Below are 14,608 nucleotides of genomic sequence, written 5' to 3' on the forward strand. Positions count from 1 at the left end.
CAACGGCCAGGACAGTCCGGCCTCTTTCGCGCGATACAGATACTCCCGCAATGTCGTGCCACCTATCGACAGACTAGCAGCGGCCTGACGGGTTGACATACCCTCACAAGACAGGCGGAGAGCTTCTCTAATTTTTCGCATTGGCAATCTCTTCATTGGGCAACCTTCCAGTCCATAAAAACGGAAAGGTAGCCTGCTGCTGATTGCCTCGCAGCATTACATCAGGGGGTGCGCGGATGCCCCGGAATCACTGCGCGGATCCGATCGGAATCGGTGCGCGGATAAAATTGGAATCCATGCGCGGATGTGCCCGGAATGCGCAGAACCCACCCTCGCAGGAATTCCGTTTTTCCAGAAGGCCTTAGAGCTTCAGCGTAAATATGCTGCAGGCAAACAGATTTCAAACTCAATCCAGACCAATGGGCTGCTGATCGACGATGAATGGGCGCGTTTTCTTGCCGCAAACCACTTTTTGGTCGGATTGTCATTGGATGGCCCTGCCCCACTCCATGACGCCCACCGAGTTACAAACAATGGCAAAGGCGTGCAGCATCTCGTCGTGCGGGCTCTTGAACATCTCAAAGCGCATAAGGTCGACACCAACATTCTTTGCGTCGTCAACGAGACAACAGCCCAACATCCGGAAGAAATCTATACCTATTTCACGCGAGATCTCAGCATAAGCTTCATTCAGTTCATTCCGGCGGTTGAACAGCGAAGCCAGTCCAATCCATCAGGTGAATTATCACATCCGCAGAGCGAAGAGCTTACCGCAGAAGTGACACAGTGGTCTGTCTCCGGCCAAGCCTATGGCGCGTTCATTAAAGGGGTGTTTGATATCTGGGTTCGCTCTGATGTGGGCAAAGTGTTCGTCCAACTGTTCGATAACAGCCTTGCTGCATGGCTTGGACAAACTCCGGCCATTTGCGTTATGCAGCCGACTTGCGGGCAGAGTCTGGTAATCGAAATGAATGGAGATATCTATTCCTGTGATCACTATGTCTATCCCGCGCACCGGCTCGGCAATGTCATAAGCCACGATCTTGCTGCGATGATTGACAGCAAAGCACAACGGTCTTTTGCCACAGCAAAGGCCAACTTGCCTAACGCCTGTGCGACCTGTGAATGGCGTTTTATCTGTCAAGGAGGATGTCCCAAGCACCGCATTCATCGGCAAGGCTCTCAATGGCACAACCATCTGTGTGACGGCTACAAAGCCATGTTCAGCCATATGGCACCCTACATGGCCTATATGGCAAAGCAGGTTCAAGCCCATCGCCCACCAAGTGGTGTTATGAGCGTTGCCAAAATGATCGCGCAAGAGAACCGATTACCCAAGAAATAGAGCGCATGGTGACGCAGTTGTAAAACGCCTTACCGTTTAACACGGCCAGCGTTTGAATGAGGTGAAAGGCACGTAATTTTAGACAACGAAGAGGAGCTTATTCCAGACGCATGAGCGCTTACCAAAGGGAATGCCTCCGCATCGCTTTAACCAGCAGAACAATTAGGAGGAAACCATGTCTGCATCCAACAAACTTTCCCGCAGGAGCCTGCTAATGGCTTCCGCAGCTGCAGCAGGCACAGCCATGTTGCCCAAGTTTGCGTTGAGCAAATCCATGCCAACACGGCCCAACATAATCTGGGTCGTCTGCCACGATATTCATGCAAAACTTCTCGGCACATATGGCAATGACCTAGCCAATACGCCCGTTATCGACCAATTGGCTGAGGATGGTGTTCGGTTTGATAGTGCCTTCTCTGTTGCGCCGGTTTGCTCTCCCTCCCGCTTTGCATTGGTGACGGGCATGTATCCAGATAGCTGTGGCCCTGCGGATCAAATGCGAGGCATTGCGCACGTACCAGATACGTTTAAATCCCTGCCGGTTGTGATGCGTGAAGCAGGATATTACTGTACGAACAATGTTTTCACAGACTATAATTGCGATCTGGATCCTGACAAGATCTGGGATGAATGCTCGATTACAGCACATTGGCGCAACCGCCCTGCAGGCAAACCATTCTTCTGTGTCTATAACTATCTAATTACGCACGAATCTCGGGTCATTCACTTCGCTGGCGATTTGAAAACAAATCCTGCAACGGTCAGTGTTCCGCCATATCTGCCAGATATCCCAGAAATCAGAAACACCATTGCGCAAAATATTGAGTTGGTGAACAGACAAGACGAAGCCCTTAAGATTTTGCTTGATCAGTTGGAAGAAGATGGTTTGGCAGAAAACACCGTCGTCATGTTCATGGCCGATCATGGCGGGGTTACACCGCGTAGTAAACGCTATTGCTATGATGAGGGGCTGCATGTTCCATTCATCATGCGTATTCCTGACGCCCTGTCTTATCTCAAAGGCAAACTGGAAACAGGCAAAGCGAGCCAGCGGGTTGTCAGCAGTGTCGACATGGCTCCGACAACCTTGTCCATTGCCGGCCTCACAATCCCTGACCATATGGCTGGTAAAGCGATTGTTGGAGACGCCGCCTCCGACCGCTCCATCGCCTTTTCCATGCGCAACCGAATGGACGAACGCTATGACATGGTCCGCACAGCTCGTGATGAGCAGTTCCGCTATATACGGAATTATTCCCCGCATCGCATTTATGGCCTTCACAATGCCTATGAGTGGCAAATGATTGGCTATCAGGCATGGGAGCGTCAGCATCTGAATGGAACGCTGACCGATGCTCAGGACCGTTTCTGGCAGTCCAAACAGGCTGAAAAATTCTATGACCTCAAAAATGACCCGCATCAGTTGGTCAATCTGGCTAAAGATCCCGTTTACAAAGACCGCATGGTCTCGTTAAGCAAGGCGCTTGATGAGCATATGATGGAAGTAATGGACAATGGCCTTATCCCGGAGGGCACAGAAGCCGAAGGCTATTGGCCAAGCCGAAAGAAAGGCGCCTACCCGATTAACGATGTCATGAAGGTTGCAGGCAAAGGCATCGAGCAAAATCCGGAGAATGTGCCCGAACTCATGAAGGCCCTCAAGAGTGACAATGAGATTGTTCGCTTCTGGGCTGCGCAAGGTATCCTGATGCTTGGCTTTGTTCCTTCAGATGTGAAAGTTGCGGTGAAGGAGCAAATGAAATCAGACAAATGCGCGCATGTTCGTTGTGTTCTAGCAGAAGCGATTGGTGGTACATCTGATGCGCCTGAGGCGGTCAAGATTCTGACCGATATTCTCTTGGACGAACCATCCAAATGGGTAAAACTCTTAGCTCTTGAAAGCCTGACTTATATTCCAGTGCAGTATGCAAAGGGTGCAAGGAATGCTGTCGAAACAATCCCTGCGGTGAAAGATGGTTATCTAACCGAAGCGTATAACTATCTGACACTTAAGCTGGATGGTGTCTATCAACCGCACATTCCCACCTACTTTGCCGGGAAACCGAAATTGGGCAAACCACTCGGAAACCCTCGTATCTAATTGATAAGCGGAGAGCTTCCTAGAAAAACTCGGTTTGTCTGAACAGTCTGGATCAGCTTTACAAGCTGGATCCAGACTGTTTTCATACTGCTGCTTTTCGCCGTTTTATTTGGCTGAAACCAATTTTATCTGATGTCGTTCAGAAAAGAGAAAGTGAGGGTTTGTGGAGTTTTCGTGTTGCCCTGTAGGAATGTAGGAAACTGCGAGACATCCTTGTTATTCTGTTTGAATATGGGCCTGTCGCAAAGTTTTAAGCAGGTCCTATTTATCCTGTGATCGGCGTCATTTTCATGCTTTGTTAACTTTTTGAAGTCCGAAGAGGAGGGCAATGAGGTCATTCTGTTGGCGAACGGTCCACTTGCCTGCGAAGTCAAAACCTTTCTTGAGCCACAGCATTGCCTCGAAACCTGCGATGGTTCGTCTCGCTGTGTGGAAGGATTGGAAACCACCAACCTTTGGCATATTCTTCTTTACCCTGAAATGATCGCTTTCTATGCGTTGCTGCAAATGCTTGGTGACATAATGGACAGGGTCCGGCCTCAGGTGGCCTTTGTCGACCGACTGTTTGATCATTGACGGGAATGTATTGGCACCGTCAGTGCCGCTCCTGCCCGGCGACATGAGCGGCTCTTCCTTGAGCATCTTGTTGAAGAAACGTTTTGCTGCCTCAATATCGCGGTTGGCTGTAAGCAAGAAATCCACGGGATTGCCGTGCTTATCTATGGCCCGGTACAGATATTTCCTCTTCCCCCGCACCTTGATATAGGTTTCTTCTACCCGGATTGATCCACAATGGGGTTTGCGAAATCGGCGTAACCGTTTCTCGATCTGGGGCGCGTAGGTCAGGACCCATCGGTTGATTGTGCTATGGTCAACTTCAAAGCCTCGCTCAAGGAACATTTCTTCCAGATCCCGATAGCTCAACGGGTAACGCAGATACCAGGATACCGCCTGAATGATCAGCTATGCCTCAAATTGTCTGCCTTTGAAATCATCTTTCGATTTCCGCTTTAGCTTTTCGGCAATAGCATTAAGAATACGGTGCTCCTTCAACAAATCGGAGCATTTGCTCACTCTTGTATATCAAAACAAATGTCCCCGCCCAGGCAGCCCGAGCGGGGACACTTTTATTCATGCAAAAAGCATAGGAGTTTACATCAAGCCCAACAACCTCGGCAGGCCTGTTGTCAAAATCGGGAAATAGGTGATCAGCAACAAAGCAACGATCAAGACTATGAAGAATGGCATGAGTGGTTTTGCAACTTTTTCAATCGTGACACCACCAATAGCGCAGCCAACGAACAGAACACTGCCGACAGGAGGCGTCATGGAACCAATGCCAAGGTTGAAAATCAACATGAGGCCGAAATGAACCGGGTCCATACCCAACTCTTGCGCGATGGGCAAGAAAATTGGGGTAAAGATCAGCACTGCGGGTGTCAGGTCCATAAAGAAGCCGATGATCAGCAGGCAGAAGTTCATGATCAGGAAGATCACGATGGGGCTGTCAAACATCAACAATGCGTCAGCAATCACATCAGGGATGGAGGTAATTGTCATCACGTAAGACATGATGCCTGATGCTGCGATCAGGAACAGGATCGAAGCGCTCATTTCCATCGAGGAGCGCAAAACTTCCAGATATTCCTTTGGCGAAGCCATACGATAGATCAGAGATAGCAGGAAAGAATAAAGAACAGCGACTGCGGCTCCTTCTGTTGCTGTGAAGATGCCGGCAACAATACCCCCGATCACCACGATCACCATGAGAAGGGATGGCAAGGCGTCCAGAATAATAAAGAATGCCTGCTTGCAGGGTACCTTCGCTGCAATGGGATAGCCCCGCTTGTAGGCAATGATCGATGCAACGATCATAATGGACAGCCCCATCAGGATGCCGGGCACATATCCGCCAAGAAACAGCGCGGAAATGGATGTACCGCCAGAAACCAGTGAATAGAGAATGAGCGGACCGCTGGGTGGGATCAGGATACCCGACGGTGCTGACGCAATATTGACGGCAGCAGAAAACTCAGGATCATAGCCTTCCTTTTTTTGCAAAGGCGCCATCGTTCCGCCGACGGCTGCCGCAGCGGCAATCGCCGAGCCGGAGATAGAGCCAAAGAGCATATTCGCAATCACGTTGGTATGAGCAAGCGCACCGGGCAAACGACCACCGAATAGCTTGGCCAAGTTGACAAGGCGCATTGCGATGCCGCCCTTGTTCATGATGTTGCCCGCCAAAATGAAGAAGGGAATAGCCAGCAGAGTGAAGCTGTCTATACCAGCAAACATCTTTTGTGTGGCGATGAAAAAGGCTGTGTCAAATGGCAGGAAGAACAGGCCGGTTAAAATGGATGAGACGGCGATCGCCACAGAGATGGCCACCCCTTGTGCCAGCATCCAGAAGAATAGAACGAACAACGAAACTGCTGCAAAGAGCGACTCGTCGAAATAGTTGAAAATGAAATCCATAGCTTTGCGCTCTTCTTATGAAGTCTTTTGGGGAGCTTGGGGCTTATCACCGTGACGAATGAATTCGATGGTGTTCAGACTCTGCAGAATAAAGATCAGAACTGCGGTTATTGGCAGGATCAGATAGACATAGCCCATAGGGATCCGCAGGATCGGTGAGAATTGCTGCATGGTGGATTCAACGGCCCGAATGCCACCAAGGAAGAGAATGAAGAATGCAAAGCATAGCACGATGACATCATTGATAATGAAGAACAGGCGCCGTTTTGCGGGGGGAAGCGCCTCCAGGACAAAAACCAATGACAAGTGTTTGCGGCGACCGAAGCAATAGGCTGAGCCGAGCAAAGCCATCCAGATCATTGTGAAGCGGAGCATTTCTTCAGTGAATAGCGCCGGAGTTTGAAGAACATAGCGTGTGAAAACCTGCCAAAGCATCAGGCAGACCATCACAGCCAGCATGAAGGATGTCAGCGCCGCAAGGGCTCTCTCCAAGCTGGTTTTGAGCTTTGTAAGCACCCTTATTCCTCCTGTTATTATGGGTATCGTCGATCATTTTTGCGTTGATAGACACATAAATTGCTTACCAGAACTTGCAATTTGACCGAAACTGTTTTCATGTTGGTATAATTATGCCGTAAAGACAAAATATTTGCTATATGAAAGAAATTTTCATATTCTCTTTCCAGAGGTAATGTGAATGGATAAAAAGAAACAGCAGAAAGTGCGCCTTGTTGATCTCGCTGCTTATTGTGGTGTGTCGATGAGCACGGCCTCTCGGGCGCTTTCTGGGACCCCCGGAGTTCGGACCGAACTGCGCGAGAAGGTCATGGCCGCAGCCAAGACGCTGAACTATTACACACCGACATCGATAGCCGGTGCCAAGGTTATCGTAGCGGCCAGTGCAGTTGCCATGCTGGACCACCAACGCCAACAGTTTACAACCTTCGTGCTGGAGGGCATAAGAGCACGCGCAGAGATTCTTGGTGCGGAAATTGTGACGCGACCGATTGCAAATCTGAACGAAGAACAGACTGTTCTGGAACAAGCCTTGCAAGATGACGAGATTGCCGGTTTGCTGTTTATTACCATGGATGATGAGACCATGCTGGCGCAAACGAGAGGCTTTTCGAAACCCGTTATTCTGGTCAATGGTGATGACCCCTCAATGGAGCTTTCAAGCATTGCGCCCTGCAATAGAGCCGCAGCGGCCAGCGCAACGTCCTATTTGAACCAAGAAGGCCACAACAAGATCCTGTTTATGGCGCACCGAGGGCGTCGGACCATTGAAAGACGCCTGGAAGGTTGGCGTGATCGCATCACCGAGATGGGACACACAGACTGGAAAGCGCTTTTCGTTGATGTGGATGATTGGACACCGGAAGCGGCGCGCAAGGCGATCCTGGATCACATGGAAAGAAGCGGACAGAATTTTTCTGCCGTTCTCTGTGCTGGTGACAGTTTGGCCTTTGGCGCAATTATGGGACTATTGGAAAAGGGATTGAAAGTCCCTGAAGATATCTCGGTCATTGGCATGGACGGACTACCACAAGGGGAATTTGTCAGCCCTCCTCTCACTTCGGTTCATATTCCCATGAAGGAAATCGGCATGCACGCAATCGACATGTTGCGCGACCAACTGGCCGAACCGGACCGTTTGTCCAAGCGTGTTGAGCTCTATTGCAAGCTGGTTCCGCGCGCTTCACATGCCCCTTGCAAAAAGGCTTGATCCTGAACTGCCCCCGCGCAGATGATATGGTTGCCTAGCTTTTTTCGTTCTATAAAAAACCCCGCGTAGCATTCGATATGCGGGGTTTTCATTATCAAGCTAGATTGGATCAGCTAAGGTCAGCCAAAGTGCCCTCTACGCTCCACGTGGCGGGATCAAGAGTGCGGCCTTCTGCCTTGATGGTTCCGTCCTCTTGGAACGACACCACTCCATAGTCAGGATCTTCAATCACGATGGTACCCTCTTCCTGTTTGTAAGAAAGAGACGCAAACCGGTCCTTGAAGGAGGCAAATGTGCCGTTCGTTCCAGCATTACCCAAACGGATCAGCCAAGCTGTTTTCCGGCCCATCTGGCGCAACTCATTGTTGGCTGTCGGACCGTAGGAGAGCATTTCCAAAGGCTTGTCGGACAACACCTGAACAAACCCATCGCCGGATCGTGCGGTTGCAATAGTGTCTCCGATCTCGGCCTCATCAAAGGCAATCTGCGGGAACCATATATGGGTGAAATCCGGTTGCTCTTCATGGGTTTCGAACAGAACAATGGCAAGATCCCTGTACTGATGCACGCGGGGCATTGTGCCACAGCCGCCCCAATAGGACGGACGTCCAAAGCCGCAATGAATGACTTCCCCGGGATGGTTCACCCAGATCTGGGCATCAGGGTTCATTCCAAGGCGCAATTGCAGCACAGTTTCCTGATACCCCCACTCACCCCAACGATAGCGAGCAGCACTTCCCATTGCCGTACTGGATGTCTTGTAGTGATAGAGCTTGGTGAATTTGTTTTCACCTTGCGCAAAGACCCACTCGCGCTGTTCGTCGCCGGCGAGGATTGCCATATCCCGATAGTCCTGCGGCACTTCAAGGCCGAAGTCACGCATGCAGAGAAGCAACTGAGGCAGGCAGTGGAAGCAGCGGCCAAACCAGCCCCTCCCCCACAGAACTCTGGAAATAGCCGAGAGCTCCGAGGTACGGGCTGCCATAAGCGTATGCTCGTAAGAGCGCCCTTGAGCGCCTGTCATGATGCCGTGATGGGCAGAACTGGCAACAACCTTGATGAGGCGCAGAACCGCCCGTTTGGCACGCGCCTTGATGTCTTCGTCGTGGGCCAAGGCTGCAAGCGTTGCAAGCCCCTTCAGATCGATCGGGAAATAGGGCACCGAGTTGAATTCGGCCATTTCCCATTGCTCGAAATGATCGAACCATGCACGCAATCGCCCGGCGGCTGCCAGAGACTGGTCTTTACCGATATTTCCAGATCGGGTGAAGACTTTATCTGCATGCAGATGTCCGGCGAGATAGGCCGCCGTATGGAACAGCAAGGCATGATTTTCCGAATAGTACCACTGTACATCGTTGCCCGGCTCATCGAGCCAGAAACGGAAATCGAGCGTTGCCCGGTCTATGCGGCTGAGCATGTCCTTGCTGAGCAAATGGGCATATTGGATACGCCCGAACAGCAGCGGTACCAGATGGAAATCGGCGCAATCGTGACAGGCTTCGATTTTGGGCAACGAATTGTTGATCATGCGCTCGGTAACAGCGTCTCCCAACCCAAGCGACAGGCGCGCGAGAGCGGAGATGGAATCGTCATAGCCCTTGTGCGCAACGTGGCTCAGCGCCTCATCAACCCGCGCGTCCAATGTTGCCGGTGCTTCGCCCTGCTCTTCACTATGAGCAATTTCCACTGTGAAGGGACGCTCAGCGGAAAAGCCTTCCGCAGAAAGGGACACTTCGAAATGGCGGAAATCACTATGAAAATCGGAAACATGCCCGACAACAATACTCTTCGCACCCGCTTTCAAATGCCGGTTCACGACCAGTTTTTCCTGGCTTAGGAAATCCCCTTCTACCGTGATGGTGACATCCACGTCGCAATCAACCGTGGCAGGCAGGAGCATAACCACATCACCCGTGGAATAGGCGGGTTTGTCAAAATGCATCCGGTCAAGCGCCTGCTCAATCTGATCCGCTACGCCCGCCCGAGAGACAACCGGCAAAGCAATCTGAGCATGTGGACCCGAAAGATAATCAAGCTGGAAAAAATAGCGGGTATCGCGCTCTGCAAGATCATCAAAGAAGATCTTGAACTCGTTGATGCCTGCGTCAAGCTCAACCTCACACTCGACAGGCTGCTCATAGTTGCGAATATAGGTCGCACTCTCGCAAACTTGCTTGCCGTTGACCCAGAGCACCGCGCCACCGCAGGTGATCAGCTTCAACTTTGCTTTTCCCGCAGCGTCAGCCTCGATGCAAGTCTGTGCCCACGCAGAAAGACGTGTGGCCCGAAACCAAAAACCGGAAAAATCCATGCGGGGCGAACCGAATGGTAGCCATACATGATCGGTTGGCTGCTCGTCTCTTACGGCAGGTTTCTTGCCGCGAAAATCAGCAACAAATTGGGTGCGGCAGGGATATTCATGTGGAATGAAGTTCTTTTCCTTGGTCAGGAAAAACTGCGCATCCATGTTGCCAGTCATGGTCTTGTCAGCAACATCACACTGCTCTTCAGAAATAGCGCTGACATTCCAGTAGGTGATCGGGTTTCCTGCGTCCAAAGGACGACGCAGGAAATCAGGGTTTGCATTTGGTGCCTGAGTGCTCATTAGCGTAGCTCACTCACTGCAACGGGGTTTGAATCCCAATAGGCCTTGTTTTCACCGGTCATGCCCCAGACGAAGCAATAAGGTCCGGTGCCCGCGCCCATATGAATGGACCAGGCCGGAGAGACAAGCCCTTCCAGATTGGCAATTGGCATCGCCCGAATTTCGGTTGGTTCACCCATGAAATGCATGACGCGGTGCTCGGGAGCCATATTGAAATAGCAATAGGCTTCCATGCGTCGCTCATGCAGATGCGGTGGCTCGGTGTTCCAAACACTGCCCGATTCTGGCTCGGTAATGCCCATCAGCAAGAGGCAGGAAGGCGAGACTTCTGGATGGATATACATCCGCAAGGTCCGCTTGTTCGAAAGGGCTTCTTCCCCCATTGTGATGGGCTTGGAGTCTTCCTGTTTGATGAGTGCAGCGGGGAACTCTTCACCAGCAGGCACCGAGTTCATATAAAAGTTAGCGGGAGCTTCCGGGTTCTCGGAGGCAAACTTAATGCCCTTCGTTCCCCGACCGACATAAAGCACATCGCGATGCTCAAGCGTGTAGCTGGTGCCATCCACCTCAATCGTGCCGGTCCCGCCAAGGTTGGCGATGCCCATTTCACGCGCAGAGAAGAAGCTGTCCGTACCAAGAGCCTCTCCGCTGGACAGTTCGAGTTCCTTAGCAACAGGCTGGGCGCCGCCGACGATCATGCGATCAACATGAGTGTATGTCACGCGCACCTCATCCGCGACGAACATGTCAGGAATGACAAATTCTTCACGAAGGCGCTGATTGTCGTAATGCTTGATGTCGCGGGGTGAGGCACCATAAAGCGTGTTTACAAACATGATTTCCTACCGATTGTTTATTTCACATGGTTGAGAGCTTCAACAAGGCAGAGCAATGCCATTGATTGGCCATAGGCTGTCGGTTCAAGCGGAATGTCTTTGTAGAATTGAAGATCATGCCCCATGCGTGTGCCATATGACACATTCTGCACGGTGCCATTCTCATCGATATTGGCAAGCACCGCGTCAAGAGCCCTCAAGCCCGCTTCGCGCCAGCTTTCAGGACCGATCCCAAGGCGAGCCCCCTTCATCATGGCATAGCCGAATGCTGCGGTTGCCGAGATTTCTTCATAGGAACTGTCATCGTCAATCAATGTGTGCCATGCGCCGGTTTCAGCCTGATACTTCATAAGCGTGTTGATCTGGGCCGTCACGACAGCGATCAAAAAGCGCTTGTTGCCTTCACCAATATCAGCCAGCTCGAGGAGATCCAGAACACCTGCAGAGATCCAGGCGTTGCCGCGTGCCCATCTGGCGCGCGCAAAATTGTGGTTCCCATCGAAAGACCAGCCATGGAACCAAAGCCCGGTTTCCGGCTCGCAAAGATAGTGGGTGTGAACCAGAAACTGGAAAACGGCCTCATCGACCAATTCTCGCCGACCGGATTGCTCGCCATAACTGGCAAGAAACAAGGCAACCATGAACAGGGTGTCATCCCAAAGCTCATTATCGTTGATCTTGTCAGAAACATTATGCTGGAAACCGCCTATTTTCGTTCGCGGCATGGACAGAACGGCATTGGCCCAGTCGTCCATTGGCTTGAACCATTTCTCTTCCTTGGTTTTACCCCACAAAAGAGAAAGAGCGAGCATCGGAGCGGTGGTGTTGACATTAAGCTTTGGCAACCCCTGATCCAGCTGCTTGGTGTACCAGTCTTCCAGCAATGTCTTGGACTCTTCGTCTCCAGTGCGCAGCCATAGCTGGGCCAGGCCATAGAGTCCCACACCTTGAGGCCATTCCCATGAGTCAAAGCTCACATAATCGCCAGTAGACCCATCGAGGTTGGGCTCGTTGAACTTTCCCTCGTCGCGTAGCGCCGCCAATCCTGAGACGACAGCCGATATTTTTTCTTTTAGCAACTGGTCTGAAAGCACAGTGTTACTCCTAAATTAAGCTGATTTTTGAAAATAGTATGCAATACGAAAATAAATTGCGCTATATGAAAGAAATTTTCATTCAACGCCTGTTGATTAGTGCTCTTTCTAACTATCTGAAATGTCTTGAAAATAAAGCAGCGGCTCCGACCGGAACTGTAAAATCTGGTTAGAGCCGCTGCTAAACAACTGAATATGCGCTGGGAGGGGGCAAGCCATCCAGTTGACGCGAAAGAAAGACCCTTTCGCACTTGTTTAAATGCAAGTCTGCAAGGACTAGCGCGCCAGCCAACCACCATCAACGGCAATCGTATAGCCGCTGATGTAGGAAGAAGCAGGAGAGCAAAGGAAGACCACAGGGCCGGACAGGTCTTCGGGCAGTCCCCAACGGCCAGCCGGAATACGATCAAGGATTTCCTTGCTGCGTGCCGCATCTTCACGCAGGGCCTGCGTGTTGTTTGTGGCCATGTAGCCCGGAGCGATCGCGTTCACATTGATGTTGTGCTTTGCCCACTCATTGGCCAGCAGACGGGTGATGCCCATGACACCGGATTTGGAAGCGGTGTAAGACGGCACACGAATGCCACCCTGGAAGGAGAGCATCGAAGCGACGTTGACGATCTTGCCGCCCTCACCCTGCGCCAGGAACTGTTTGGCAACAGCTTGAGACAGGAAGAAGACAGACTTGATGTTGATGTTCATCACATCGTCCCAGTCCTTCTCGGAGAACTCGATGGCATCTTCGCGACGGATGACACCAGCATTGTTCACCAGAATATCAATGCGGCCATATTCGGCGACAGCCTTGGCAACGATATCGGGAATATCATCCATTTTCATCAGATTGGCGCGGATATCGAGGAATTTCCGGCCAAGACCTTCGATCATGTCCTTGGTTTCGGTCGGCTCAACGATGTTGACGCCAGCGATATTACAGCCCGCTTTGGCAAGGCCTACAGCCATGCCCTGTCCAAGACCGGTATCGCAGCCAGTGACAACAGCAATTTTCCCTGTAAGATCAAATTGTTCTTTCATGATATCTCGCTCGGTAAGTAAGGTGCGGATGGCTCCGCACCTCTGTAGTTTATGATTTATTTGTCGTTGAGAATTGCGCCAACGAGTTCATCAATGGCCGGATCCTGACGATATTCTTCGATGATCGGCATGACTTTCGCAAGGAATGGCGCTTTGTCAGGATGAGAGATCGTGACGCCCATCTTGTCGTGTGCCTCGACCAAAGCGTCCTGAATGGCTTTGCCCCAGATTTCACGATGATATTTGGTCGCGTTCCGAGCAGCTTCCTTGACGATTTTCTTCTGGTTATCGTCCAGCTTGTCCCATGCCTTGTTGGAAATGATCATGAAGTCAGGGATGCGGGTATGTTCGTCAAGGGCGTAGTATTTGACAACTTCGCCATGCCGACCCAGCGTCAGGGCTGTCGGGTTGTTTTCGGCTCCATCGATCACGCCCTGCTGAAGAGCCGTGTAGATTTCACCATAAGCCAAAGGCGTTGGGGTGCCGCCCATCATCTCCACCATGCGGATGGAAGTGTGACTGTTGATCACACGGACCTTTTGGCCTTTAAGGTCATCAGGCGTATTGACCGCTTTGTCTTTGGTGTAGAAGCTACGCGCTCCTGAATCGAAGAAGGTAAGCCCACGGAAACCACTATCAAGCGTTGCGCCATAGATTTTTTCGCCGATAGGGCCGCTCAGAACGTTGTAGAAGTGATCTTCACTCTCGAAAAGGTATGGCAACGTAAAGGCCGAATAGATCGAGTTGAAGTTTTCAAGGTTCGAGGCGCTGATGCGCGCAATATCAACAGCATCGTTTTGAATTTGTTCAAGCACTTCACGCTCTGAACCAAGTACAGCATTTGGGAACAGTTTGATCCGCACGCTTTTGTTTGTTTTCTCTTCAACTTCCTTGATGAAATGCTGAAGAGCCAAGCTGGTCGGATGGTCTCCGGCGAGTGCATCGCCCATCTTCAACCGGATGGTTCCGGCATTCGCGCTCACTGCGGAAAAAGCCACGGCTGCAAGAGCGATAGCACTGACTACGAGTTTTTTCACGTTTGAACTCCCTAATTGGTGTCTCCCATCACCCGATCCGATCGAGCGATCCAGTTCTGTTGCATGGCATTTGCTGATTTAAGCTTACGCATGAACTTTGAATGGATTATGCAACATGAAAATATTTTGCGCTATATGAAATAAATTTTCATGTTGATGACATGTAAGCGAGATAGCTATGGATATGAAGGGAGGGCCAATATTCTGGCGTTAAAAGATCGGAAGGGTCTGATGGGGCGCTTCGCAAAGTTTTAAGCAGGCCCTGTTTGTGCTGTGATCAGCGTCATTTTCATGCTTCGTTAACTTTTTGAAGTCCGAAGAGGAGAGCAATGAGATCATTCTGTTCGCGAA

The 14,608-nt window shown here is 51.0% G+C and carries 10 protein-coding genes and 1 pseudogene; 3 read left to right on the forward strand and 8 right to left on the reverse strand.

Features of this window, described 5'->3' with window-relative positions:
- Positions 1 to 304 precede the first annotated feature (304 nt).
- Together BM258_RS23200 and BM258_RS23205 are read left to right on the forward strand one after the other, a co-directional pair.
- A complete protein-coding gene (locus BM258_RS23200) occupies positions 305 to 1,345 on the forward strand; it encodes an anaerobic sulfatase maturase (RefSeq protein WP_090075626.1) in 1,041 nt (346 codons plus the stop codon).
- 175 nt (positions 1,346 to 1,520) lie between these two features.
- Positions 1,521 to 3,446 (forward strand): sulfatase-like hydrolase/transferase, encoded by a 1,926-nt coding sequence (locus BM258_RS23205; RefSeq protein WP_090075627.1) that lies wholly within the window; start codon positions 1,521 to 1,523, stop codon positions 3,444 to 3,446.
- A gap of 288 nt (positions 3,447 to 3,734) precedes the next feature.
- Here BM258_RS23205 and BM258_RS23210 read toward each other — a convergent pair.
- The 3 genes and pseudogenes from BM258_RS23210 to BM258_RS23220 form a co-directional block, all read right to left on the reverse strand.
- Positions 3,735 to 4,484: pseudogene (locus BM258_RS23210) on the reverse strand (IS6 family transposase).
- A gap of 114 nt (positions 4,485 to 4,598) precedes the next feature.
- A complete protein-coding gene (locus tag BM258_RS23215) occupies positions 4,599 to 5,921 on the reverse strand; it encodes a TRAP transporter large permease (protein WP_090075628.1) in 1,323 nt (440 codons plus the stop codon).
- Between the two features lie 15 nt (positions 5,922 to 5,936).
- Entirely contained in the window at positions 5,937 to 6,437 is a 501-nt protein-coding gene (locus tag BM258_RS23220) for a TRAP transporter small permease (protein WP_090075629.1), read from the reverse strand.
- Positions 6,438 to 6,618: 181 nt separating this feature from the next.
- On the opposite strand from BM258_RS23220, the gene BM258_RS23225 reads away from it, so the two are divergent.
- Positions 6,619 to 7,647, forward strand: a complete 1,029-nt coding sequence (locus BM258_RS23225) for a LacI family DNA-binding transcriptional regulator (protein ID WP_090075630.1) — start codon at positions 6,619 to 6,621, stop codon at positions 7,645 to 7,647.
- 109 nt (positions 7,648 to 7,756) lie between these two features.
- Here the strand turns inward: BM258_RS23225 and BM258_RS23230 are convergent, their stop codons facing one another.
- The 5 genes from BM258_RS23230 to BM258_RS23250 all read right to left on the reverse strand — a co-directional run bounded on the left by BM258_RS23230 (position 7,757) and on the right by BM258_RS23250 (position 14,257).
- Complete coding sequence (locus tag BM258_RS23230) at positions 7,757 to 10,255, reverse strand: hypothetical protein (RefSeq protein ID WP_090075631.1); 2,499 nt, start codon at positions 10,253 to 10,255, stop codon at positions 7,757 to 7,759.
- Positions 10,255 to 11,091, reverse strand: a complete 837-nt coding sequence (gene kduI / locus BM258_RS23235) for a 5-dehydro-4-deoxy-D-glucuronate isomerase (RefSeq protein WP_090075632.1) — start codon at positions 11,089 to 11,091, stop codon at positions 10,255 to 10,257. Before kduI ends, BM258_RS23230 begins: the two co-directional genes overlap by 1 nt.
- Positions 11,092 to 11,108: 17 nt before the next feature.
- The gene (gene bglB, locus BM258_RS23240) at positions 11,109 to 12,185 is read right to left on the reverse strand and encodes a beta-galactosidase BglB (protein WP_090075633.1); all 1,077 of its coding nucleotides are present in this window, start codon (positions 12,183 to 12,185) and stop codon (positions 11,109 to 11,111) included.
- A gap of 276 nt (positions 12,186 to 12,461) precedes the next feature.
- Positions 12,462 to 13,220 carry a 2-dehydro-3-deoxy-D-gluconate 5-dehydrogenase KduD gene (gene kduD / locus BM258_RS23245; RefSeq protein ID WP_175528229.1) on the reverse strand — a complete coding sequence of 253 codons (759 nt, stop codon included), beginning with the start codon at positions 13,218 to 13,220 and terminating at the stop codon, positions 12,462 to 12,464.
- Between the two features lie 56 nt (positions 13,221 to 13,276).
- Positions 13,277 to 14,257 (reverse strand): TRAP transporter substrate-binding protein, encoded by a 981-nt coding sequence (locus BM258_RS23250; protein WP_139229374.1) that lies wholly within the window; start codon positions 14,255 to 14,257, stop codon positions 13,277 to 13,279.
- Between the last annotated feature and the right edge of the window lie 351 nt (positions 14,258 to 14,608).

It is taken from the genome of Cohaesibacter marisflavi (assembly GCF_900115225.1).
Lineage (GTDB): Bacteria > Pseudomonadota > Alphaproteobacteria > Rhizobiales > Cohaesibacteraceae > Cohaesibacter > Cohaesibacter marisflavi.

Bases quoted from the DNA above. Each gene is read 5' to 3' on its own strand.
- BM258_RS23205 (WP_090075627.1), top strand. From the start codon at position 1,521: ATGTCTGCATCCAACAAACTTTCCCGCAGGAGCCTGCTAATGGCTTCC.
- kduD (WP_175528229.1), bottom strand. From the start codon at position 13,220: ATGAAAGAACAATTTGATCTTACAGGGAAAATTGCTGTTGTCACTGGC.
- BM258_RS23225 (WP_090075630.1), top strand. From the start codon at position 6,619: ATGGATAAAAAGAAACAGCAGAAAGTGCGCCTTGTTGATCTCGCTGCT.
- kduI (WP_090075632.1), bottom strand. From the start codon at position 11,091: ATGTTTGTAAACACGCTTTATGGTGCCTCACCCCGCGACATCAAGCAT.
- BM258_RS23230 (WP_090075631.1), bottom strand. From the start codon at position 10,255: ATGAGCACTCAGGCACCAAATGCAAACCCTGATTTCCTGCGTCGTCCT.
- BM258_RS23200 (WP_090075626.1), top strand. From the start codon at position 305: ATGTGCCCGGAATGCGCAGAACCCACCCTCGCAGGAATTCCGTTTTTC.
- BM258_RS23215 (WP_090075628.1), bottom strand. From the start codon at position 5,921: ATGGATTTCATTTTCAACTATTTCGACGAGTCGCTCTTTGCAGCAGTT.